This window comes from Gemmatimonadaceae bacterium (assembly GCA_020852815.1).
Classification (GTDB): domain Bacteria; phylum Gemmatimonadota; class Gemmatimonadetes; order Gemmatimonadales; family Gemmatimonadaceae; genus SCN-70-22.
Window position 1 is genome coordinate 135,448 of sequence record JADZAN010000018.1, and the last position, 23,545, is coordinate 158,992.

A 23,545-nucleotide genomic window follows, 5' to 3' on the forward strand; every position below is an offset into this window, starting at 1 on the left:
AAGCGGACGCGCAGCCGGCAGCTGCAGCGAGCATCACCGCGAAGACGAGCGAGTGGTATCGCATCCGAAACCTTCCCGCCGTGTCGGCTCAATACGCAACGCGAGGGCGAGGTCTGCTGCGCGACTCGGCGGCCTGTCTCCTGCCACGCCATCGCGCCAGGAGTCCAGCTCCCACGAACACACGCGTGCCCCAGGGACACCAACTCGAGATGTCGCTGGGCCCAGGCGCGGTCTCGCCACAGCGCAGATCCGCGCGACCGAAGACGGCGCCTCCGAACAGCCGCATCACGTCGCCGCGTATAGTGGGTTCCTCGACGCTGATCAGAATGGAGCCGAGCCGCTGCTCGCTGCCCGCACGACGCGCGCGGAGTTGCAGGACGGCGCCACTGATCGACACGAGCTGTCCGCCCGCCAGCTGCCGCCCCACGCTCGTCACCAGACCGCGGTCGTGCCCCCCGCCAAGGGCCGCGATGCCACCTACGCCCGCGTCCCATCCCGACGTCCATCGCCGCGGCGCCTGGACGAAGAGGGTCCCTCCCACTCCGTTCCATCCCGTCGCGAGAGCGAGCCCGAGGCGCACCGCTGGGCGAACGTCGCTTTCCGGCACCCAGCCAAACTCGTGCGTGACGGCCGCCTGGGGTCGCACGCCCCATCTCGTGCGCGCCGAATCGTCATGACGTACGGCACGCGCTTCGGCAAGATGCGCCGTGACCGACAGGCTGGTGCGCACGCCAGGTTGAACGCGCGGCGACACAGGGAACACCGGAAAACAGGCTGTGGTAATCGTCGCGAGCAGGAGCGTGAGCGGGCGGCCAAGCTGCGCGCAGCAGCGCAGTTGATGTGTCGCCAAGACACGAAGCGAATCGATTGGACCCGTGTCACCCGGCTGCAGCATATTGTCGCTCCTCTAACAGCATTCCGTCGCTCGCCCACCTGAACCTGCAACTCATCCGCGTGCCGTCCGACATGGTCGGGCGTTGGGTCCTCGCCAAACTGGACCGCGTCGACCGTCGGTCGCCCCTTCAGCAGCGCCGGTGCCGGCCGTCCATCACGTCCCCGTCGGCCGCAAGGATGATAGGGTACGTGATCGGCGCGACCACCACAGCAGCCTTAGGTCGCTTCCTGCCCCAGGACGCGGACGACGATCCATCTCCCTTCGCGTCGCTCGAGTGCGACACGGAATGCCGAGAAGGACAGCTGACCATGCGCGCCCGCGGTCTCCCATGCAAGGGCGGCCTCCGCAGCGGACGCCGTCATGACGCGAATGTGAATGGCGACCAGCACCGAAACGCCACGAAGCTGACACCGATGCGGTGTTGCAGCGTCACATGCGACCACCGCTGAGCGTTTCACCTTCACCGCGCGAAACTCTCGAGCGAGTTGATCCACCTCAGGCGAGTCGGCAACCTCACCGTGACGATCGATGGCAACGGCAATGCGTCCCGTTGGCAGCGATTTCTTGAAGAAGGCCGCCACCGCCGATGCCACAGCGCGCCGCTCCAAGGGCGAATCCTGGGCGCGAAGGGGAATAGCGAGGGCCAAGGTGGCAATGCAGGAGCCGAGAAGGATGCTGCGCTTCCCGGTGACGTGCGCGCGACAGGTGGGTGTGATCACCTGAACAGATTGCCTCACCGCGCGGCGAGGCAGGAGAGGGACGCGTCAGGTTCCGGCGGGCGTTTCGACTGGGCAAGCTCTCGTGTGACGCCAGCGCGTACGCGCCACCCCGTGGGATCGCGCGCGGCGAAGTACACGACGCTCCACTGTTGATGGAGCGCATCGCGCGAGCGTCCTAGCCAGGACACCACATCGAGCGATGCCTCGTGGCGAGTGATGGCGAAGTGTCGCACGATCACGTGATAGCGGAGCGTCGCGTCGATTCCTGAGAGGGCGGCCCCGACGCCGCTGCGTGCGGAATCGTGGAGCGTCGCGAGGAAACTGGCTGGCGCGTCGCCCGGAGTGATCAGCAGGCCAACCGACGAAGAGGGCGACGCCGGCGATGACGACGAGGTCCTCACGACGACCAAATCGTGGGCAACCGCGACGGCGAAGCGCTGAGCCACGGTCGTGGAATCAGTAGCCGATTGTGCGGCAGCCGAAGCGCCGACCGCCGCTGTCGCGCAGAAGACTCCGACGCTTGGAAGCCATCTCACAAACTGTCGTCGGCGTGCAGCGTGGTCGTCTTCGTGGCAACGTCGACTCTTCCCCATTGCGCGCCGCTCGACTTGGCTTTACACTGAACCACATGGTTCAGTTTCGCGCCCCCCATCTGGATGCCTCCTTCGCCGCGCTTGCCGACCCCACTCGGCGCGGTATCCTGGAGTTCCTTGGCCAGGCGGACGCGTCGATCACTGAACTTGCCGGCGCGTTCCACATGACCCTCACCGGCATGCGGAAACACATCGGGGTCCTGGAGCACGCAGGGCTCGTCTCCACCGAGAAGGCCGGCCGCGTGCGCACCTGCACGCTCGGCCCACGCCGGCTGGACGACGAAACCGCGTGGATCGAGAGATACCGCCAACTGTGGCACGCACGCTTCGACGAGTTGGACCATATCGTTGAGGAACTGCAACGGGCTGAACGCGTCGATCCACCCAAACAGAGGCCGTGAGACTATCCCCATGAAGAACTCCACGACGTTGGAACGCAAGTCCGAGCGTGAGCTGGTCATCACGCGGATCTTCAATGCCCCCGCGCGCACCGTTTTCGATGCGTGGACAAAGCCGGAGTTGCTCCAGCGCTGGTGGACGCCGAAGTCGTTCGGCATCACCTTCGTGTCCTGCGACGTCGACGCGCGCACCGGGGGCTCGTACCGCTTCGTCTTCAGTCACCCCGACTTCGAACAACCAATGGCGTTCTTTGGCCGGTATGTCGAGGTGACGCCCCCTTCGCGCATCGTCTGGACCAACGAGGAAAGCGCGGAGGGCGCCGTGACGACACTGACCTTTCAGGAGAACGACGGCAAGACACTCCTGATGCTCCACGAACTCTACCCGTCGAAGGAAGCGCTGGAAGAGTCGCTGGCATCCGGAAGCCCGACCGCGGCTGGCGAACAGTACGATCTGCTGGACGAGGTGCTCGCCACCTTGGTGAGCTGATGCGTCCGACCGGCCACGCCCCCGCAAACGGACTCGGGACGTACTCCGAGATCCACGGCAGCGGCGAGCCGGCGGTGCTGCTGCACGGCGCGTTCATGATCAGCGATCACGCCGATGTCCCGCGGGTGGCCGGGAGCGCTGGGTGACGTCGCGCGCTTCACGGCCGCTGCGCGACGCACCTGGCAGCTGCAACGGCATGCTGGACGGCGTCCGCGGGTGGAACGCCGCGGCCTCCCGAATCAGCGTGGCAATCCTGGGGTCCCGTGCGTCGGTGACGGTTGGCACCGGCACGTAGCGCTTGGACACTCCTGTGCCGCGCAAGAGGTGACTGCGGTCCGTGAGGTGGACTCCGTGTATGAACTCGAGGCGCACTGCCCCGCGCTTGACCCCGATCTGACACACGGCACCCTTGACCCGCCCGCCGACGCTCGGGCGATGATAGGACAGGCCGCCCCACAGAATCGACTCCGCCACGCCGGGGGCCGACGCTTTCACGACGTCCCGCAAGGCAAGGACTACCTCCCGGAAACCGGGCGGAACATCACGCAGGAACTGCCGAACCTCGCTTGATTCCACGTGCATGGCTCTCATCCTTGTGACGCGTAGCCGCAGCTGCACCGAAAGTGCTCGATGCGGACGCCGCGAGGCGTGCGGCAGGCACGTTGACTGCAGCCGATTGACACTACGGGCACCCGCGGTAGTACACAAGAAGCGCGCGGCTCATACTCGGTAGACCTGGTGTCGGCCCGGCGGCATCACGGGAGTGCGCGAGGCGAGTCTATCGAGCGAGCGGAGCGCGCAGCCACGAGTCGGCGGGGCATTCCAGCGTGTTAGGCGCCGTCCACCAACTGCGATGCACGGTTGCCCATGGACTGACTGACGAGGACGGCGAGTGCCCACAACGCCGCGAGTAACGCGAACTGGACGGCCAGGCGTACGAACGAGACGCCGGGACGGATGAGCAGTGGCCCGCCCCCGCAGATGGCCAGCAACACGAAGTGTGGCGTGAAGCGGCGTACGGCGGAGCGCCACGAAGGCCGGAGACGGCTCGCGAGGTATGACACCGCGAGCGGCCAAAGCAGAACTGCGAGGGCCCAGCCAGCCCAGATGAACAAACCGCTTGTCGGCACGAGTACGGTCATTGTGTTCTCCTCGTGGTGTAGGCAGCAGCGTCACGCCGCCTCGATTGGAGCACCAGCGTACATGCGGTCGGAAGGCGATCTGAGCTTTCGGATGAGAGCTTCGTCTAGCTGCGTGCGCGCCGGTAGTGCATGGCGACCGCGCCGTTGCGGAGCGGCGTCGCCGAGACCAGCTCCAAGCGTCGCGTGCCGGACAGCCCGCCCTGGTACAGCGTCGGGCCATGACCGGCGATCCTGGGGTGGACGAGGAACTTGTACTCGTCGATCAGGTCCAGCCGATCAAGAGCGGTCGCGAGCTTGCCGCTGCCGAGGAGCACGCCGGTCGGCGTAGCGTCCTTCAGCGCCTGCACGCCGCTGCGGAGGTCGCCGGCGATGTGATGGCTGTTGGTCCACGGGAAGTCCGTTCGCGTAGACGAGACGACGTACTTCGGCTTGTTCTCCAGCTTGACCGCCCACTCTTGCATCGCCGGCGGAACGTCCTCTTCGCCGCGGACCACCGCTGGCCAGTAGCTCTCCATCAACTCATAGGTGATGCGCCCCCACAGCATCGCCCCTTGTTCGTCCATGAGGCGGGTGAAAAAGGCGTGCGTTTCGTCGTCGGCGATTGGCCCCCGGTGGTCGATGCAACCGTCGAGGGTGACGTTGATACTGAAAGTCAGGAGTCCCATGGCGGCGAGTCTACTCCGTATCTGTTGAGGTGTGTGCTGGAAAGACCATGCGTTCGATAGCGGCTGGGCTCCGTGAACGAGTGGAGCGGCAGCGCGAGGAATGGTGCGTTCAACGCCCTGCAAGTCTCCTGCAATCGGAGCTTAGCCGACCGACGCATCTCGCCGGTCAGAATGTTGGCGTGTGCCCACGGCGTGGGCCAGGAAAGGGAGCGACGCTGGCGCGGCCCCACACTCGTCGAAGGCTCGCAAGCTCGATATCAAGAGCGCCTCGGACCTGTGAAGGATCGCCTACGCAGTCGGCGAGCATGATATCCACCAAGGCGCGAGGCAGATTGCGAGAAAAGATCGGGAGGAGGCGGGCCATCGGCGCTGGAACGTGTCGAATCGGGACCGACGGATCATTGTTCAGCAGCCTGACCAGGTCGTCCAGGGTCATCGACTCCGGCCCGGGCAGGTCGAAGGTCCCGTCAGCGCCACGCTCGAGCGCCGCGATGATCGCCGACACCACGTCGTCGCGAAGAACCGGAGCCAGTACCTGCTGGCCTGAGCCGAGTATCGTCACGCTCGCTGCATCCCTTCGCAACATGGTCAGAGCGGTTGGCCCTGGACGATCGGGAGACCCGATGATGTGGGTGCAGCGGAACACCGTGACGTGAGAAGCGGCTTGGCGAAGCGCTCGCTCCGCGCGCGCCTTGGAAGCGAGATATGCATTTGAGGAAACTTCGGAAGCACCGACGAAGCTCAAGAAGATGACCCGAGCAGACGTCCCGTTCCGCAACGCCGAACAGAGCACTTCGGTCGTCGCCTCGTTCGCTGCCTGGTAGTCGCCGCGTTCCGGTTTCAGGTTGCCCGCCAGGTGAACAATGCTCCCCGCACGCGAGATCATTTGACGAGCGTTAGGCGACCGCATCCAATCCGCAACGATCTCCGAGGCTGGCAGGTCGGCCCGCTTTCTCACGAGCGCTATTGTTCTCGCCTTCCCCCGCAGCGCGGACAGGATGGCCATGCCCACTTGTCCGCTCGCTCCGGTGATAACCACAGGCTCGAGGCTCATCTGCTGGTTCCCCGTTGTCAGACACTCACGCCTGCGTTCTCAACGCCTTCGTTCCATGGGATCCGCCCGGGCGGTCTGCTGCCCGAGCTGTTGGGCGAGCCCGATGAGGATTCCCTCGGGACCGCGGATGTAGCAGAGCCGATATTTGTCTTCGTAGTTGACGACTTCGTCGACCACCGTTGCACCGAGCTTACCGAGCCGGGCGAGGGTGTCGTCGAGGTCATCGACGGCGAACATGACGCGCAGGTATCCCAACGAGTTCACCGGAGCTCTGCGGTGATCGGACGCGATGGCGGGGGCGTCGAAGCGCGAGAGCTCGAGGCGGCTGTGGCCGTCGGGGGTGCGCATCGTGGCGATCTCGACGCGCTGGCCGCGCACGCCGGTGACGTGGCCAGCCCATTCGCCCTCGATGGGCATGCGGCCTTCGAGCGTAAGGCCGAGTTCGGTGAAGAACTCAGTGACGGCATCGAGGTTCTCCACGACGATGCCGACGTTGTCCATTCGTATCACTGTCATGATGCCTCCTTGGCGCCTGACTGGTTCTACACCGCGTCGGGAGAGCGATGCAACTCGACACGTGGATTCTTCAGGAACCGTCGCACGTGGGCATCAGTTGCGTGCGGGTGAGTGCGGAACCTGGCTGGGGATCACCGGCGCCAGACAGAGGGGCAAAGCGCTCGCCCACGACTTGACGACTGCCGCGCCGATCGCGTCGCCCGCACGGGTACGGGTACCCCGTCCCGCAATGAAGACGCTCGCGACTGCCTCGTAACCGTTGGAGTCGTCATCAGTTGCTCGATCCATGTCCGCTTCAACGGGTGCGTGGTTGCGGCCTAACGCTGGCGTTGCGCCTCTACGCCTTGGAGAGGATCACGCCCCACACCAGGATGAACAGTGGCGCCAACAGTCGTGGAAACCAGAGGGAGCGCGAATGCAACGGATCGTCGCGCGCGTCGAGGTCGCGGGAGATCATGGCCGCCAGCTGCCATGGGGCAGGACCGCCGTCGAGCAGCCGCTGCTTCTTGTTCTTCCAGAGGGTGATCGTCTTGAGCGCGGCATCGATCGACACGAATGCGAGAATGCCAATGGCGATCCCGAGCGTCGCGACGAGGCGAAGGAACCACGGCTCAACCGCGGTGCTGCGAGAGAAGAGGAAGCCGGCCAGCGTCAGCAGTAGCGTCTGCCCCGTCGTAAGCCAAAGCACGCGGTGGTGACGGAGATCGAACTCGAGCTTCACTTCAGAGCGGTAGTATTGCAGGAACTGCATCGCATCTGGCGCTCGATACTCCATTCCGGGATATGGCGCGCTCGATCCTTCTCCCGTCGCGTTCGCGACGACTGCTTCGTCCCGCGCGGCAGTGGCGACCGATGCTGTGCTCATGGTAGGGAGAGTGCGTGCGCTGCAAATGTCCGGTGAAGCAGCCAAGCGATCAAACAATGTGCGTGCAAGCGTGCCGGTGCGGCAAGCATGGCGAGCGGTACCGCACGCGGTCGCGAGCCTGGGAACGCGGCGGCTGGTTGACGATCGGCGTGCGAGTGGCTGTCGCGGCGGCCGGCGCGGCCGCCGCCCGCGCAATCCGCTTCGTGACCGTCAGCAGCACACGCCGCTACCTGGCCGCGATCCGACTCCATTCCGAGGGCGGCCAGATGTGGCGCTACGGGCCGGCGGCTGCCGCATCCGCGCTCGGGAGTCCCAAGGTGGGCTCGCCGAGCCACGTGAGGTGCGTCCCCGGCGGGAGCGGCGCGTAGTCGAGACAGATGCGCGCCATCACTAGCGCAAGTTGGAGTGCTTGGAGTCCATCCTCGCCGGCGGCCCACTGGTCGATGGGATCGGGTAGTCCGGTGATGTGGAATGCGCAGCGCCACTCGCGTACGTCGGCGACCCGGTACGGTGCCCCGAGGAGGAGCTTCACCGTCGTCACACCGTCGGAGGCTTCGAGCTGAAACTCGCGTTCGGCGATCCAGTTCATGCGAGAGGGGCGAGAGTGCTGATCAAAGCGGTCTAACGCCGGGCCTCAGTGACAGGTGCAGTGAGGCCGCCGAACCGGTTGGTCAACTGTTAGCATGCTAGAGGGCGGAGATCGTGTCACTGCGGAGAAGAGCCAGGGCGAAGATCGCGAAGATCGAGCGCGCGGGCATGGTAGAGTGCGCTCACCAGGGAGTCCCGGCTTGCGCGGCTACGCCCGATGGCCACAAGCGCGAAGTTGTGGTAGTTGCCTTTCACGACAACGGCGTACGAGACGAAGAAGCTGTCTGAAGAGGTGCGCTCGGCCTCGACGTGCGAGAACAGCAGCGCGTCCTCTCCAAGTAGCGAGAGACGGCACGCGCCCTCTTCGCGGCGGTACTCCCGCGGCAGGAGCGACACACTGAACCATCGTGATCGCTGTTCCGGTGTGTAAGAGACGGCGAGGGTAGTCGTGTCGGTCCTCCGATAGGAATGGGCTACCGTGCGACCAACCGCCTGCGTCAGGGGACTCCCGCCGGGCAGGAGGAACATGTCGAGGTGTTCCTCGGAAAGCCTGACCCGTGACCAGTCGACACGAAAGCTGAGGTACGGACCCTCACACGGTGCGTAGGATGTGGGATCAGGCCCGTACCCATCAGCGACGACAGCTCCTGTCGGGCGTGCCTGTTCGACGCGAATGCCGAGGATGCGCTCGCTGCGGCAAGCGGTCGTGAGCATCAGAATGCCCAGGAGTGTGTTGCGCGCGCAGTTCCGCGCCATCCTTGGAGGCGCCGGCAGGGGCAACCTGTGGTTGGTACGCATGGTCGCACGCACTTGGTCGAAAGACGAGTGGAGGCATTGAATGAGCGACGGTGACGTTGGCGATGGCGGCAGCGCGCGCGACCCCAAGCGACTGACGACTCCACGACGCTCAAGCAGCACCGACTTGATGTACCTCGTGTATCCGCCAGACTCGGACGTGAGCCACTCGGCCGTGTATTCTCTCGCCACAGGAATCGTCTGGACGCTCAGCGCGATCGGTCCGGCCGTCCATGCCTTCGCATTCTCCGACGCTGCGGATCGGTGGAGCGGAGCATCGGACCTCGAGGAGAGGTGGCGACGTAGAGATCCAATGATTCGCCTCACAACAACCCGCGGGCACGCATCACCTCTTCCTGATCTTCGTGCGAGATATTCGCGGCAACCTTCGGATGCGCCTCGCTCTCGCGAAGCAGGTACGAGATCTTGAATCGGATCGGAATGGGGCCGGTCCGCTGAAACGCGGCGCCCCACGTCACCGTGGCGAGCGTATAGCCAGCGCCAACTGGAACCTCGCAGACCTCCTCGACCGTCATCGATGTCATCCCAACCTTGACATTGAACGCGTGCAGCTCTCGAAGCCAGGCGAGAAAGGCCTCGTCGTTCTTGAATGCCGCTCCGCCGCGCGGGCCCGCCGCGAGAAAACTCGCATCGTAGAACTCGGCGAGCTTCGTGGGATCCTCGTCGAGCGCAAAGCTCGCGTATCGGCGGAAGAACTCCTGAAGGTGCTCCTGTCGGCTCGACTTCACATCAAACCTCGGCATTCCCAAGTTGTCCAGGACTGCGGTTCAGCGGCGCTGTACTCTCCCGTCGTCATCGATATGCCTGCAGGACCAAGCGACACGAAATACATCCGCCGTGCGCTCAGGTAGAGCATCAGGGCTCCAGCAGCTCACTCATCAGCGTGTTGGTGGGCAATCAGCGTTAGGCAAACAGGGGCGCGCCAGGAACTCGAGGACAGCCCGATTGAAAGCGGCCGCCGTCTCGAGATTGATCATGTGCCCGACGCCCGGGAAGTCGATACGCTGCACCTGCGGAAGCCTCGCCGTGAAGTGGCTCGCCATCGCCCGCAGCATGGGCGTGTCGTTGCTTCCCACCATCAGGAGTACTGGCATCCGCAGCTCAGTCAGCCGATCTGCGGCCGGCGGAGAGACTTCCCTCTCCAGCTCTTGATCGCGCGCCCGCTGCATCAGATGCCCGGCGTTGTCCGTGACAATCTCCCGCAGCCGGGCCTCGACCTCCGGCGTGCGCAGCGCCGTGCGGATGTACGCACTCCCGAGCCAGGCCCGCGCGAGGCCAATCGAATCGCCGCGGGCAAACGCTGCGCGGCCGGCAGCAAGCCACAGCGTATCCGCGTCGTCAGGCCAACGTCCGCCGCTGACCGAAGGGGACGCCAGCACCGGACGACTGACCATCTCTGGATACGCCAAGGCGAAGTCGATGGCGATGCCGCCTCCCATGGACAGGCCGACGAGAGTCGCACGAGAAACTCGATGCGCGCGCAATAGCGCGGCAAGGTCGTGGGGCGCGCGGAAGGGGCGGTCCGCCGCGCTCGATCGGCCGAAGCCGCGGGCGTCGTATCGAATGACTCGATAGTGGTGCCGCAGCGTGTCGACCTGCGAATCCCACATGCGTCGATCGAGGTTGCCGCCATGAATCAGAACGACCGGCGCCCCCGTGCCGGTCGCTTCCCAGAAGAGCGAGCCACCTTCCACCGCGACGCGGCCGGTGTCGACGACGAATGCCGACCCGAGCGCAGTATCACGTGGCGCATCCGCACGGCAGGCGCCGAGCAACAGGGTCGCACATGCGACGCACCACGCGCGTGACGTCATGGCGCGCGCATCGACGGGCCCCCGAGATCCAGCACCGTATCCAGGCCACGGTGGACGCCCACCAACGTGTGCACGCGACGAATCGCAAGCAAGGCACCATCGACGTATGGAAGCGCGCTACTCCCTGAGTCGTGTCGAATGGTGAGCTTCTGATCGGGCATGCCGAAGATGATCTCCGCACTGATCACAAATCCTGGGAGACGGAGCGAATGCACCTGTGAGCCGCCTAGAGTTGCACCGCGCGCTTCACGCAGTCCAAGGGTGCTCTCCAGGGGAACCGTCGCCTGAGGCGCACGAATGCGTTCAAGGCGCGCCGCGAGTTCGCGTGCAGTCCCGCTTGGCGCATCACGCTTGTCATCATGGGCGTAGTCGATGATCTCCCACTGTGGGATCAACTGAGCTGCCATCTCGGCGAAGCGCTGCAGGAGGACGACCGTGAGTGCGAAGTTGCCGCACGCCAGTACGCCACGCTCGTGTCGCCTTGCCATCACGTCGATCTCCGCGAAATCCGAGTCCGTCAGCCCCGACGTCCCCACCACGACGTGCGCACCAACCTCGAGTGCCGCAAGTATGTTTGCCTTGGCGGATTCGGGCCCTGTGTATTCGACGAAGACGTCGCAGCTAGTGCGGAGCGCCTCGGATGCCGACGCATACACCGGTGCCGTCAGTGCGGAATCGCTGAGTACCGCGCCCAAATCCTGGCCCGCGTGACGCCGTGACGTTGCGGCCACGAGCTGTACATCCGTCGTTCGCGCGATGCCGCGCGCGAGTTCGGAGCCCGCCCAACCCGTGGCCCCAGCGAGACAAACTCGCATCATGGTCCGATCCGTGCCAAGTGTGGTGGACGCCTAACGTGGGGTTCCGCCGCAGCCACGCCACAAGATGCGCCCGCAGCGGCATCATGGCGCACACACCGTCGCACGGCAAGAGGAGGCCGGCGACGAACCGGCTGGTATCGACCGCGCCCCACGCCGCCAAGTCGGGCACCAGGAAGCTGACGAACTGGTAGCGGATGTTCAGCGATTCGAGCCGCGGTAGCAATGCCGGCGTGGTCGCCAGCACATGCGACGAGACGGCGCACGGGATCTCTACACACGAAGGGGAGCGACATGCTGGCTACGACTTCCGGATCTGTGTTGCCTGGGACCAGACCACTTGCCACACCCCGCTTCGGCGCTCGTACACATCCGTGTGCCAAAACTCACCCGACGGCGCGTCAGGTATGGCCTTGACCTTGATTCTGAGGGTGGCCTTGTAGCGTATCACCGCGGCGTCGCCGTAGATCTTCACGGCAATGTCGCCCGGGTCCCACTGCAGGTAGTCGATGTCGCCTGAGGCGATCTGCCCCAGGTACTCGTCCTTGGTGAGGATACCACCTAACGGATTCACGAGCTGAAAGTCGTCGGCGTGGAGCTTTCGCGCGGTCGGCAGATCAGCGCTCACCAGGGCGCGCAGTCGATCGTGTTCCACGCGAATCAGCGCGTCCCTGTCACTCTGGGCTGCGCTGCTGGAGAGCGGCGCAAATACACCCAGCGCGAATGCCAGAAGCAGATGCGTTAGTTTAGGCACGACCCTCTCCGTTGACGTTGGCAGTCACGCAACGTACCAGCCTTTGCCCAGCAGCGGCACCGTCGCGCACGCTGCGCCACCCTTTGAATCGGTGCCGGCAAACTGCACCTCGAGAACGCGCTCCCGCTTGGCTCTCACGTCGTCGAGAAGCGCCCGGGTGATCCCTTCGAGCCCAATCTTGGCGCGCCTGGATACGTCAGTGCCTGTCTGACCAGCAGACGTGCCGATGCGCAGATAGACAAAGCGCTCGCCCGGCCGCCCTTGAACGGCGGGACCCCGAAGGCGGAAGGCGCCTTTGGAGTTCCCCTCAACCACCTCAACCGTGAAGTCAAAGGAGATGCGATCCCTTGACAATGGTGCGCGCTCCTATGCGCGCAAGCCCTGAATCGCTCGGCCGCTGCGGCGATGGCTAAGCTTCATGCGCGCAGCCATCGAGTGGGTCATTCTCGTCGTCGGCGTCGTCGGCGTCGGCAGCGTCGTCCGGGCACGGAGCGGCCACGGCATCCCTCGGAATAGTCGCCACTGCGCGACTACGTACGGGGAGCCTTGGCTTGGCCACCAGCGGACGAGATGAGGCAGCGGGATATCGGGCAACACTCCGTCGCGTGCGCGCGTGGCCGTGAGCAGATAGCGCGTCGGCAGCACTTGTCTCAGCGAATCAGGCGCATACGTCACCATGAGACACTGCGACGACTGTGCCGTGAGCACCGGCGGCGTCGCGAGCCACCATGTGGCGATCACCGCGACCGATGCACACCGCGCGGTGCGCATGTTCAATGGCACTGGTCCAGTTCGAGTGACAAGCGGCAGCATGATATTGGTGCTCGCGTCCTCTGGCTAGGGCCAACCGCGAACGACCGGAGATGGGCAATGAAGCGCGCGTATGCGTGTGCGCGCCTGGCCGCCTAACGAGCCCCGCCGTTCAATCGGCTGAGCTCATCGCGACATGAGGCCGACGGTTGCAGGCACGCACAGAAGCCGGGCCCCGCGCACGTCGGTCAGCAGGAGTGCTCGTACGCCTAACGTGAAGGCCAGGTGGTCCCACGGCCCGAGCCTGACCGACGTTCCGACGTGGAAGCCCGCCGTGCGTCCACCAGGCGCGATGGGTCGCGCCGCAACGGAATAGACGCCACCGCCCACGTCGAGTGCCACGCGGTGACGGTGCCCCCACATGGGCACGAGACTCGCCGACACTCCTGCGGTGTTCGGCACGGGGCGACTCACGATGCCATAGTCATCCGCACTTGTGGCCGAACCGAGGAGATGGCCATCGACAGCGAGCGCCAGCGACGACGTGAGGCGTAGCGCCACGCCCACTCGTACGGCTGCGACCAGACCGTCGCGATATGGCAGCTGCGCGCGAATGGCGCCGACGCCTGCATCTGCGTGTAGTCTCAAAGGCGCGTCTTGTGCGCTGATGCTGAGCAGCGGCCACGCGCATAGCAGGGCGCCGCACAAGTAGTGATGCAATCGCATACCGGGATGGACCCGCGCTGTTGCACGTGCGTCACTCTACGGCAGAGGTGGACCCCCCAAGCTTACCTGTATAGCCGGCCGCGCCGGTCCAGAACGGACGGCGAACAGTGGCGGTCATTGTCAGCGTCAACAACTCGTTAGGGCGCGCGGTGGCGCACCAGCCGCCAATACCACAGTACGGCCAAGGCCGCCAACCCGAGGAGCCACGGCACAAGCGCCGATCCAACGGCCCTTTCAAACATCAGGGAATCCGGCATCCCCGTTTGCCAAAGCGTCCACTCAGAACCAATCGCGGTAGCCAGCGAGGGATACCCAGTGACTAACACGATCACCGCATCAGCGTTGTCCGGGTTGATCCGCAGCGAGGTGTTGATGGCCGGGGCGTTGGACCCGTCGTGACCGTAGACATAGGCGCCGCTCGCCGTGGGGGCATAGAGCGCCACGCCGAGTCCCCAGATGTCGACTCCCAGTTTGCGGCCGCGAGGGATCCTCATGCTATCGACGGTCACTCGGCGTAACAGCATGCCGTTGCCGCTATCGGTCCTTAGCTGCGCCTGCGCGAAGGCGATCAGGTCGCCCGCCGACGCCGACAGCCCGGTGGCACCGGCCGCGGCGTATCGATAGGTCGGCGCGAGCGCGCCGAGCGAATCGTACGACCGTGATGCGTTGTCGAGCGACCCGAGGTACGCGTAGGTCGCGCGGCGCATGCCCAACGGGCGGAAGACCGAGTCCTGCATCCGCGCCGCGAACGGAGTGCCGGTCACGTCCTCGAGCATCGCCTGGAGGACGAGGTAGCCGCCGCCCGAGTACTCAAAGCCACTCCCCGGCGTGCGACCCACCGCGATCACTGCGGCGGTGTCGGACGACGCGCGCGGATGGCGCAGCGTCTCCTGTAGCGAAGGAAGCGATTCATCAGGCTGGTAGTCGCCAATGCCCAACCCATCCGTCAATCCCGCGGTGTGCGACAACAGCCGACGGACCGTGACCTGCCGCGCGTCGAACGGCCCCACCGGCAGCTGCCACTGCTTCAGATAGTTCGAGACCGGCGCATCCAACTCGACTCGCCCCTCTTGCACCAGTTGCATCACGGCGTACGCCGTGAGCCACTTGCTCATCGACGCCAGCGGAAAGCGCGTATCCCGGTTTACGGGGTCGATCGAGGGCGCGTACTGCTCCGCGTAGACCGCCCCCCCGCGCAGCACGACGAGTGCGATATCACCCTTGCTTTGCGCGCGGGCCATCGCCGAAGCACTCCCTCCGTTGGGTGGTTAGCGCTATAGCGTCACCGCGGTCAGGTAATCAAGCGCGCGTCGCGAGCCCCGCGCTGCGCGTAGCGCGATCGGCTTGAACGACTCGTTATGCAGCGCTACCACATCGGCTTCTGATTCGTTGTCAGGTACTTGGGTCTCTGATACGTCTGATCCGATCTGATATGCCAACGCACGGCTAGAAGCCCTGAAGGTGCCTGGACGCGACCGCCTGCTTCCGAGATATCAAGCGATCCATGCAGATCAGAGGATACGTCGCCGAACAATCGAATATCTCGACTCAATCGGCCAGAAAGCTCAATCATCCTGTATACGAGCTCCATCCAATCTTTCGCCCTGCACTCGATGAAGAAGTCAGCCTTCTCAACGTTCTTGCCATTCAGGATTACCCGTTCTACCTCCTTATCCAAGGCAGAAACATCGAGCGCTCTTTCAAGTTTCTTTATGAATATGTTGGTATGAGAACCAACGTATTCGGTCGTCCAATAGGATCTCAATGGTCGTCACCTGAAGTGAGCTGCTTTCTACCTCAGCTGCAGCGAGTGTTAGGCAACCGGCGCGCGGGGAGTGCGTGCCAACCATCGCGGCAACGGCTACCTGCGCCGCTTGATCACGCTACGCGCGAGAAGGGCGGCGCACAAGAAGAGCACGGCGCCGGACGCGAAGCCGCGCAACGGGAGTCCACGGGAACCGGAAGCGTCGCCAGCACCACGGCGCGAAGAAGGCGACCACCTGAGCGACGGGTTAGGCGTCGCCCCACTCATCCTGGGTCGCGCAGGTCATAGGCGCGAAGCGTCTGCCAAGGGGCCGCACCATCCTGGCGGATGAGGCGAATGCTCGAGAAGACGACGACGACTCCTTCCGCGAGTGCGGAGGCCACAGCAAGCGAGTTGCCTGGAGCCCTCGGATTGCGAGGATGGGCAAGCGTTATGTGAGGTTCCTGAGTTCTGATGTCGGTCCGTCCGAGGATGCGCTGCCGTAGTCTATGGAATTCGTCTTGGCCGTCAGTGCACGGCAGCAGAAGGCCGTGGCCGTGAAATGCTTCAACGCGCCCAAAGCGCAGCGCGATTGGCTCTGGCTTCTCGTTGGCAATCCGGCGTTCTGCGGCGTGAGCGTCTGACAGTTCGTCTTCGCGGCACAGTGTTACATGCGCTGCGATGAGCGCGCTCTGCACTGGATCGACGGCGTGCCGCACACGCTCGACTTGCGTGGCGAAATCGCCGGGTGGCAGAAAGAGGCTGAGCTGGTGGCGAACGTGGGTCATCGCTCCAACGGCGTGTGGACGAGCTGCTCCCCTCCGCTACTCCTCTTCCTCATACCCTCACCTCCTCAGTGCGGAATCATCGCGAAAGACGAGCCAGGGCCTGCGTGGCTTCCTCCACTTCGGCGCGCTTCGTGACCGGCGACAGGTCGCGAAGGCGGACAAACTCCCGATAGAAGCGCGCCGCGGCCGTCACGTCACCGGCCTGCTCGCGAATCCGAGCGCGCGCCAGCATCGCGTCCGGCGCTGCGGCACGCGTCATCACGATCCCGGGCACGCTCGTGATCCCGTTATCGTGGAAGGACAACACCGAATCGGCGAGCGCGCGACGCCCCGCGGCCGCGAGCCACAAACCCGCCGGTAGGCGGATCAGTGGTGTCAGGTCATAGTCGAACGTGGTCGCCGCCCCGCGCGCGCGTTCCGCGACGAGGAGCGAATCGAGCGCAGTCGCGCGATCGCCGTCGAGGTCGCGGCGCAGCGCCGCCAACACGCGCGCAAGCGCGACCGCTGCGGTGTCATCCCGCAGGCTAACAAGACGAAGCCTGGCGGAATCGACCCGGGCCTTCTCTCCAGCAGTGTACGCCGACATTCCTTCCAGGAAGCCGGCGAGTCGTGCCCTGGTCGTCGCCATCTGGGGAGACACGTCAATGGATGCGAAATCCTTCAACGCCGCGGCTGCCACTGACCGGTAAGGCTCGCCCGTTACTTCGGCGAGAACTGCCAGCGTGGCGCGGGTGCGAGCAAGTGCCATGCTGGGCCGCGCAACCCTCGCCCGGTCGAGCACCGCGAAGGAGGAGTCGAGGGCGCCACGCATTGCCCAGGCTGCGGACTCCCACAGCGGGACTGATTGCATTGTGGCTGGCGGCGCTCCGTGTGAAGCCAGCATCCCCCCAATCGCGATCTGTCCCGCTGGATCCAGCGTCAGGACGGGCGCGCCAACCAGGAAGGGAACGAGCGTTGGAACCACCCGACTGGTCACGATGTCCGACGCGAGGCGATCCAGGCTCTCGACGGTGAAGCGCCCTTCGCGGTAGCGATTCCGCACCGCCCCGTAGAGCGCCTCCATGGGCACCCCGTAGTCGGTTCGCGCAGTGTCCCATGATGTGCCGAAGACGTTGCGGAAGCGCACGTAGGCCCGCTCGGCGATCGCACTATCTCCCATCAGGAACACCTGGTGATCGAGGATCGGTGCCAGTCGTGGATTGAGCTCGAAGGCCCGCTCGAAGAAAGGCATCGATGCCTGCGCCGTCTCGAACTCCCTGATCCCGTAGTGAAGGATGTGATCGCCGGCCAGGAACCACGCTTGCCAGAAATCGGGAAAGCGCCCAGTAATCGCAGTGAACTGTTCGCGAGCTTCCCGGTAGTGTCCGGAGCCCGGCATCGTCATCAGCAGCCGCTCGCGCTCCGGGAACCCCGCGATGTGTTCATTGGCGATCGCCAGTTCCCGACTCCGCTGGAAGCCAGTGAAGTTCCAGTCCGCGGCCTGATACACGCGACGATACGCGAACCAGAACGTCGAGTCGGCCTCGATCGCGCGCGCGTAGGCGCGCTCGGCTTCCTCCCAACGATTCCCGAGCAGATGGTTCTCGCCGTCGATGAACGCTCGAAGCGCTGGAATCGAGCGAGTGTGCTGCACGGCGAACGATGGAACCTGCGCTTGCTGTGCGGGCAGGATTCTGGCGAGAAGCCCCCAGGTTGCCGAGTCGGTGAGCGCCATGATCGCCGAATCGCCGAGCGGCACCGCAACGCTGCCACTCGCCACAGGCTCTTCACTACCAGAGGTGGGCACGAGGCGATAGTCGAGCCGGGCCAGGCCTCCGCTGCGAACCAGCGTACCAACCAGTGCCCGGCGCGCGCCCAGCCGATTCGCGAGCGCACGAGACTCGGCAACGTCGCGGGCCTTTGTGCCGGTCGTCTGCGCGAGCACCGAGAGCGGATCGATGATCCGGAGCTCGCCGACACCATCGAGGTTGGCGGTGAGGGTCACCACGAGGTCGCGACCCAGGCGCACGAGCGTGGTGTCCGCTGGATCCGTGGCCACGAAGGGCATCACGGCGATACGTTCGGGACCAGCGTCGAGGCCCGAGGCCCATGGATTGCCGACGTATGCCCAAGCCGCGGCGGCCAGGGCGAGCGACGCGCCAACCACGTGCCAGGGACGCACCCGCGGGCGCAGCGCGGGCGACGAGGGACGCACGCCGTCTCCACTCAGGCGTGCGAGGCACGCATCGAGGTCGTTCCGCGCGGCTTCGGCCGTCGGCCATCGCTCGTCAGGCGCCTTGGCGAGGGCGCGATCGACCCATGCCGCGACGTCCGCAGGGACGTCGGCGCGAATCGCGGTGAGAGACGGCGGCGTCGCCACGAGGTGCCCGCGCATCGTCTCCTGCACGGTGGCTGCCGAGAACGGCGGCTTGCCGGCCAGCATCTCGAACAGCACGCAGCCGAGCGCATAGAGGTCCACGCGATGGTCGGCCGTCGGGTCGGCGAGCAACTGCTCGGGCGCCATGTAAGCCGGCGTGCCGATGGCCATGCCAGCAGTCGTCAGTTTGTCCGACGTCGCCGAGGCGACGAGCGCCTTGGCCACGCCGAAGTCGGTGACGATGGCATGGCCGCCGGAGAGCAGGACGTTGTCCGGCTTGACGTCGCGGTGCATCACACCGTGCCCGTGCGCGTACACGAGCGCGTCGGCGATGTCGCGCGCAAACTGTACCGCGTCGCGCAGGCCTGGCGTCTCCGCGCGATCGAGCCGCGCGCGCAGCGACTCGCCCTCGACGAGCGGCATCGTGTAATAGAGAGTCGACCCGGCCGTGCCCGCATTGAGCAGTGGCATGATGTGCGGGTGCTGCAGGCGAGCGACGGTCTGGATCTCCAGGCGGAATCGATCCGCGCTGACGCCGGGGTCGAGCTGGGACAGCACCTTCACGGCGACGCGGCGACCGAGCGCCTCGTCCTGCGCGGCAAAGACACGGCTCATCCCGCCGCCACCGAGTTCATGCTCGATGCGGTAGGTGCCCGCGAGCGCGACGCGCAGTTCCTGTTCGAGGTCCATGCCCGACGATTCTGGTTCGATGGGCGGATACACCAACGGTCCCGTGCGTGCGATGCGCGGTGCAATCCGAGGGTCGCGTTTCAGCTGCAATGTCCGTTGGATAGCGGCCTGTCGACGCGCGATCCTGCTACGCACGCATGCGATTGTTCTTTGCGTTGTGCTCGAGCTCGCATAGACCAAGCGCTTCCATCAGCGGCGGTACGTAGACACCGAACCTTCCGCGAAGACCCTTCTTCAGACCGTACCACCCGCCAACCGGGTTGCTCGACGAGCGACCCCATGCCTCAACGGTGCCTTCCTTGGCGGGCTTCTGTTCGTCCGCGCCACCCAGTTCGACCCAGTCACCGGCGCTCTTGAGCATGACGTGGAGGTCGTGAATGCAGCGAGCGTCGTAGAACAAGACGGTGGTTCCGACGGTGCAGACGAGAACTTTCCTTCCGTCACGCTCGTCGACATGCATCGTATACTCGGATGTGCCAGGCGCAGTCTTCAGCTTCCAGGGGTTCTCCTTCGTGCGATTCAGCTCGACCATGGGCGCTCCTTCGTCGTGTTGGTGAGTTTGACGCCGTGTGACGCCCCAGCTCACCTTCGGGCAGGTGGGCGAAGCCTGCGGTAGCCGGTCAAGTGCATGCGGATGCTAGCATTGTCCTCCGCTGGGCTCACGAAGCAATTCGCTTACGCGTTACACACATCAACAGCAGAACAGCGACCGCACTCCACACGCCCAATCCAAGCAGAAACGCTGGCTCCGGAAACGGATACCCATGCTTGGGCGCGATGGTCGCGAATCGATTGCCAAGCGCCAGGAGACCCACCAGTAGCGGAACGGCCAACCACTTGAACGATCGTGTCCACCAAGCCAGAACCCATACACCAATGACTGTGAGGAGAAACGAGCTCCCGCGTCCCAGGCCATCGATAAGGGTCGGTCCCTTGAGCGGATAGAGGCCGCCAAAAATGCTCAGGTTCATCATCAACACCTGGAGAATCAGCATGAACATGCCGAGTGTCGTCAACCAGCCCAAGCGGCGCCAGCGTTTCCATCGTCGCTCCGGATCTCGATCACCGCACTGCTCGCAGTAGCTGTCAACTGAGCCCCCGGCCCCCGAATAGCTGAAGTTGACCACCTGACCCCCAACCTGCGCAGTGCCGGTGCCTCCCGGTGAACCAGCATACGCTCGATACTCCACGGGAGCGCCGCAAGAGCGGCACTTGTTCTTCATCGAAATGCGTGTCACGCCCATCGTTTCGGCCTCCTGGCAGGGCTTCCACTGACGCAAGCCACAGAACTTTGCACCGGGTCGTGATGCGTCATCGTCTCGCCGGCTGTACAAGGTGCGCCACCGCGCCGATGGGATCGGCTATGGCGCAAACTCGCCCGAACTCGGGCACCTCATGCGGAGCCACCAGGACACTCCCGCCGAGTGACGGTACGCGCTTGGCACATTCGTCGACGTCCTCCACGGCGATGTACGAATGCCAGTACGGTCCCTTGCCAGGAGTTTCCGGTGTCGGGTTCATCATTCCCGCGACGTCCTGACCGTCCTTCTGAAACAGGGTGTAGATGCCGAATGGCCCCGCATCGACTTCCCTGGACGTCCATCCGAACAGCTGGCTGACGAACGTCGCGCTGGTTGGCTGGTCGGGAGTAACCAGCTCGTGCCAGATGAATGGGTTTCCGTCTGCCATGGAGTCACCTTCATCGTTGGTCATGACGCTCAACGCCCAGGGTCACCTGCGGGCGGATCGAACAGAAGCGTCGCCGCAGGCTGCGCTACCATAACTCGCCCGGCTGGTGCAGCGCCAGTTGGGCGGCATGTGGCGCGATCTCCACGTGGACGGGGGAGTGGCCAGCCCCGCCGCAGCCGGAGCGGTGGAACTTGGCAGCGGAGCATAGCGATGCTTCGCTGCGCGCATCGGGGCGCTGGACAGCGCGTGAGCCCGCTGCGAATTCAAGCGAGCGTATGGGCGACGGATCGACCACGCGGCGATGGCGGCGGCGTATGCGACTGGCGCAACGTGCGCCGCGCCACGATCGCGATGTTCGCGAAGCGCCGGGTACTGCGGCCGCTGCCGGCCTAACGAAGCGCATCAGCTACAGCCGCATCAACCCAAGCGAGCGCAGCGAGCAAGGTGATGGTGCGATGAGGCGAGGCAGCGCCGTGCGAACGGGGGGCCGTTCGCCCGGGCGCTGCTCTTGGGCAAGCGGTGCATGCCCGCCTGCGTCTCCTATTGCACGATACGCGTCGGCACCGACCGACCCTGCGACGTTCCATCCCCGAGCGACCCGCCAGTCGCGCCCCCCCAGCAGTAGATGCCGCTACCGGTCGCACTCAGGCCGCATCCATGAACGCCTCCCATGGCCACGCGTGCGAACCCGCCGGCGGGGACGGTGACCGCGACAGCGGCCGGTTGATTGGACAGCACGCCGTTGCCCATCTCGCCATCGACCCCGCGCCCCCAGCACCAGGTGCCGCCAGCTGCATCGAGTGCGCAGGTGGCGTTGCTTGAGCCGGTGATCGCCCGGAAGTCGACTGGGCTCGGGGCCGACACCACGGTTGGGAATAGGACGGTTCCCTGCGGCGTTCCAGCACCGATCCCGAGATACCCGCCGCTGTTGCTCCCCCAGCAATACACACGTTCGGTTCCCAGGCCGGTGGTGACTGCGCACGTGCGTCCCATCCCCGCCGCGACCTTCGCGAAGCGCAACGGCGCCACGCCCGATCCGGTCACCAGGACCGGCAGCGTGCGGTTCGTGACCTCCTGCCCATCACCCAGTGCACCGCCTGACGCGCCGCCCCAGCACCGGACCGCATTGGCCGCCGTGACCGCGCAGGTGTGGGTCATCCCGGCGCTGATCTGTACGAAGTCCAGCGGCGCGACACCCGTGCCGGAAATCCTCCAGGGCGTTGGCTGCGACGCGGATGTGGCGCCGGTGCCGATCTGTCCGAGTGTGTTCGCGCCCCAACAATAGGCTGCTGCACCCACCAGTCCGCAGGCGTGCTTCTCGCCGACGTCGATGAACGTGTACACGCGCCCCCCACCGGTACCGAACACCTTCACCGGCGTCGCGCTGTTCAGCATGAGCCCATCACCCAGTTGTCCCTCGGTCCCCTTGCCCCAGCACCACACTTCGCCGGCACTCGTCAGCCCGCATACGAACTCGTTCCCCGCGTTCACCTGCGTGAATGGAACCGGCGACTCGACGAGAAAGGGCACCGTTTCCACCAGGGCGGCTCGTGGCGACCCAAGCTGCCCGGAGTTGTTCACGCCCCAGCACCACGTGCCTCCCGCCGCGATTCCGCAGCTGAAGCCGGAACCCTGCGAGTTGGTCCCGCCGACGGTGACATCGGTGAAGCTGAGGCGCACGGCAAACGCATTGCTCGCGATCGTCGCACCACCGGCCGACGCCTCGAGCCGGTATCCCGTGCCCGGTCGATCGACCGCGAGATCGTTGAAGCTGGCGGCCCCTGAGCTGACCGGCTGCGTGAGCGTACCCAGCAGACGGGTGCGCTGCCACGGCATGCTGGTGAGCGACATGGTGACCGCGGGACCGTTCATGACGTTGTCGAACGCATCGCGCGTTTCCACCTTCACGGTGGGCGCCATGCGCAGATTGCCCTCGACCGCACTCGGCGGTTGCACGACGAACGCCAACTTCGCGAAGGCTCCGGCCGCGACGTCGAAGGCACTGCTCGGCGATGACGTGATGGCGTTTGCGGCGGACGTGGCGATCAATCGATAGCCCGTGCCTGCGCGCGCGACACTGATGCCGGTGAGCGTCGCCACACCCGCTACGGCGTTGACGACCGTCGGACCGGCAAGGACCGCGTTCCCTGCATTCGTCGCCAACGCCAGCGAGACGCTGCCGGTGAACGTCGATACGGCCGCCCCTCCGGCATCGCGCGCCTCGACCGAGACGGTGAAGGACGCGCCGGCCGTGGTGTTCGCCGGTGTCGTCGTGATCACGAGCTGCGAGACCACGGGCGCAACGCTCACCGTGGCCTGTCCGCTCTTGCCGTCGACCGAGGCGGTGATGGTCGCAGCGCCGGCAGCCAGCGCCGTGACCAGGCCGCGCTCATCCACGTTCGCCGTGGTTGGCGCGGAACTCTGCCAACTCACCGTCTTGCCTCCGATCGTGGCGCCGCGGCCATCGCGCACTGTGGCTGCGAGCTGCTGCGTACTCCCGCGGGCAGTGAGCGTGACCGCTCCCGGCGTGACCTCTACGGAGGCGGTGACCCCCGGCGTTGGGCCTGACGGCGCTCCCGAGTCCTTGCACCCCAGCATCCCGATGCCGGCACACGCGACGACGATGCATTGAATACGCACGGGCGGTCTCCCATTGAGTGGTTTCACCTGCTCCACCA

Annotated in this window: 25 protein-coding genes; 3 read left to right on the forward strand and 22 right to left on the reverse strand. The window is 65.4% G+C overall.

Annotation, left to right across the window (positions count from 1 at the left end):
- Window positions 1-1,110: 1,110 nt before the first annotated feature.
- Window positions 1,111-1,488 carry a hypothetical protein gene (locus IT359_10595; protein ID MCC6929427.1) on the reverse strand — a complete coding sequence of 126 codons (378 nt, stop codon included), beginning with the start codon at window positions 1,486-1,488 and terminating at the stop codon, window positions 1,111-1,113.
- A gap of 754 nt (window positions 1,489-2,242) precedes the next feature.
- On the opposite strand from IT359_10595, the gene IT359_10600 reads away from it, so the two are divergent.
- Genes IT359_10600 through IT359_10610 form a run of 3 tightly spaced genes read left to right on the forward strand, consistent with a single transcriptional unit; the run spans window position 2,243 to window position 3,241 of the window.
- Window positions 2,243-2,608: a winged helix-turn-helix transcriptional regulator gene (locus IT359_10600; protein MCC6929428.1), complete on the forward strand. Its 366-nt coding sequence runs from the start codon at window positions 2,243-2,245 to the stop codon at window positions 2,606-2,608.
- A gap of 10 nt (window positions 2,609-2,618) precedes the next feature.
- Complete coding sequence (locus IT359_10605) at window positions 2,619-3,095, forward strand: SRPBCC family protein (protein ID MCC6929429.1); 477 nt, start codon at window positions 2,619-2,621, stop codon at window positions 3,093-3,095.
- A complete protein-coding gene (locus tag IT359_10610; GenBank protein MCC6929430.1) occupies window positions 3,095-3,241 on the forward strand; it encodes a hypothetical protein in 147 nt (48 codons plus the stop codon). Before IT359_10605 ends, IT359_10610 begins: the two co-directional genes overlap by 1 nt.
- Here IT359_10610 and IT359_10615 read toward each other — a convergent pair.
- The 21 genes from IT359_10615 to IT359_10715 all read right to left on the reverse strand — a co-directional run bounded on the left by IT359_10615 (window position 3,195) and on the right by IT359_10715 (window position 23,507).
- Window positions 3,195-3,677, reverse strand: coding sequence for a DUF1801 domain-containing protein (locus tag IT359_10615; GenBank protein MCC6929431.1), 483 nt, complete (start codon window positions 3,675-3,677; stop codon window positions 3,195-3,197). The genes IT359_10610 and IT359_10615 overlap by 47 nt on opposite strands.
- A 248-nt stretch (window positions 3,678-3,925) precedes the next feature.
- Window positions 3,926-4,090, reverse strand: a complete 165-nt coding sequence (locus IT359_10620) for a hypothetical protein (GenBank protein ID MCC6929432.1) — start codon at window positions 4,088-4,090, stop codon at window positions 3,926-3,928.
- A gap of 251 nt (window positions 4,091-4,341) precedes the next feature.
- Window positions 4,342-4,902: a dihydrofolate reductase family protein gene (locus tag IT359_10625; GenBank protein ID MCC6929433.1), complete on the reverse strand. Its 561-nt coding sequence runs from the start codon at window positions 4,900-4,902 to the stop codon at window positions 4,342-4,344.
- 166 nt (window positions 4,903-5,068) lie between these two features.
- The gene (locus IT359_10630; GenBank protein MCC6929434.1) at window positions 5,069-5,908 is read right to left on the reverse strand and encodes a hypothetical protein; all 840 of its coding nucleotides are present in this window, start codon (window positions 5,906-5,908) and stop codon (window positions 5,069-5,071) included.
- A gap of 87 nt (window positions 5,909-5,995) precedes the next feature.
- The gene (locus IT359_10635; GenBank protein ID MCC6929435.1) at window positions 5,996-6,472 is read right to left on the reverse strand and encodes a VOC family protein; all 477 of its coding nucleotides are present in this window, start codon (window positions 6,470-6,472) and stop codon (window positions 5,996-5,998) included.
- Window positions 6,473-6,809: 337 nt separating this feature from the next.
- A complete protein-coding gene (locus IT359_10640; protein ID MCC6929436.1) occupies window positions 6,810-7,337 on the reverse strand; it encodes a hypothetical protein in 528 nt (175 codons plus the stop codon).
- Between the two features lie 274 nt (window positions 7,338-7,611).
- On the reverse strand, window positions 7,612-7,926 hold the full coding sequence (locus IT359_10645) for a hypothetical protein (GenBank protein ID MCC6929437.1): 315 nt from the start codon (window positions 7,924-7,926) through the stop codon (window positions 7,612-7,614).
- 116 nt (window positions 7,927-8,042) lie between these two features.
- Window positions 8,043-8,321, reverse strand: coding sequence for a hypothetical protein (locus IT359_10650; GenBank protein MCC6929438.1), 279 nt, complete (start codon window positions 8,319-8,321; stop codon window positions 8,043-8,045).
- A gap of 722 nt (window positions 8,322-9,043) precedes the next feature.
- Window positions 9,044-9,490 carry a hypothetical protein gene (locus tag IT359_10655; protein ID MCC6929439.1) on the reverse strand — a complete coding sequence of 149 codons (447 nt, stop codon included), beginning with the start codon at window positions 9,488-9,490 and terminating at the stop codon, window positions 9,044-9,046.
- 129 nt (window positions 9,491-9,619) lie between these two features.
- On the reverse strand, window positions 9,620-10,555 hold the full coding sequence (locus tag IT359_10660; GenBank protein MCC6929440.1) for an alpha/beta hydrolase: 936 nt from the start codon (window positions 10,553-10,555) through the stop codon (window positions 9,620-9,622).
- Window positions 10,552-11,373 (reverse strand): 4-hydroxy-tetrahydrodipicolinate reductase, encoded by an 822-nt coding sequence (gene dapB / locus IT359_10665; protein MCC6929441.1) that lies wholly within the window; start codon window positions 11,371-11,373, stop codon window positions 10,552-10,554. The genes IT359_10660 and dapB overlap by 4 nt, the downstream gene beginning before the upstream one ends.
- 298 nt (window positions 11,374-11,671) lie before the next feature.
- Complete coding sequence (locus IT359_10670; GenBank protein ID MCC6929442.1) at window positions 11,672-12,025, reverse strand: nuclear transport factor 2 family protein; 354 nt, start codon at window positions 12,023-12,025, stop codon at window positions 11,672-11,674.
- Between the two features lie 123 nt (window positions 12,026-12,148).
- Complete coding sequence (locus tag IT359_10675) at window positions 12,149-12,478, reverse strand: hypothetical protein (protein MCC6929443.1); 330 nt, start codon at window positions 12,476-12,478, stop codon at window positions 12,149-12,151.
- Window positions 12,479-13,060: 582 nt separating this feature from the next.
- On the reverse strand, window positions 13,061-13,435 hold the full coding sequence (locus tag IT359_10680) for a hypothetical protein (protein MCC6929444.1): 375 nt from the start codon (window positions 13,433-13,435) through the stop codon (window positions 13,061-13,063).
- Between the two features lie 302 nt (window positions 13,436-13,737).
- Entirely contained in the window at window positions 13,738-14,841 is a 1,104-nt protein-coding gene (locus IT359_10685; protein MCC6929445.1) for a beta-lactamase family protein, read from the reverse strand.
- Window positions 14,842-15,628: 787 nt separating this feature from the next.
- On the reverse strand, window positions 15,629-16,132 hold the full coding sequence (locus IT359_10690; GenBank protein MCC6929446.1) for a 2'-5' RNA ligase family protein: 504 nt from the start codon (window positions 16,130-16,132) through the stop codon (window positions 15,629-15,631).
- Window positions 16,133-16,208: 76 nt separating this feature from the next.
- Window positions 16,209-19,178 carry a protein kinase gene (locus IT359_10695; GenBank protein MCC6929447.1) on the reverse strand — a complete coding sequence of 990 codons (2,970 nt, stop codon included), beginning with the start codon at window positions 19,176-19,178 and terminating at the stop codon, window positions 16,209-16,211.
- 127 nt (window positions 19,179-19,305) lie between these two features.
- Window positions 19,306-19,710 carry a hypothetical protein gene (locus IT359_10700; protein ID MCC6929448.1) on the reverse strand — a complete coding sequence of 135 codons (405 nt, stop codon included), beginning with the start codon at window positions 19,708-19,710 and terminating at the stop codon, window positions 19,306-19,308.
- Window positions 19,711-19,837: 127 nt separating this feature from the next.
- Window positions 19,838-20,179 (reverse strand): hypothetical protein, encoded by a 342-nt coding sequence (locus tag IT359_10705; protein ID MCC6929449.1) that lies wholly within the window; start codon window positions 20,177-20,179, stop codon window positions 19,838-19,840.
- A gap of 310 nt (window positions 20,180-20,489) precedes the next feature.
- Window positions 20,490-20,891, reverse strand: a complete 402-nt coding sequence (locus IT359_10710; GenBank protein MCC6929450.1) for a VOC family protein — start codon at window positions 20,889-20,891, stop codon at window positions 20,490-20,492.
- Window positions 20,892-21,407: 516 nt separating this feature from the next.
- A complete protein-coding gene (locus IT359_10715; protein ID MCC6929451.1) occupies window positions 21,408-23,507 on the reverse strand; it encodes an Ig-like domain-containing protein in 2,100 nt (699 codons plus the stop codon).
- Window positions 23,508-23,545 lie beyond the last annotated feature (38 nt).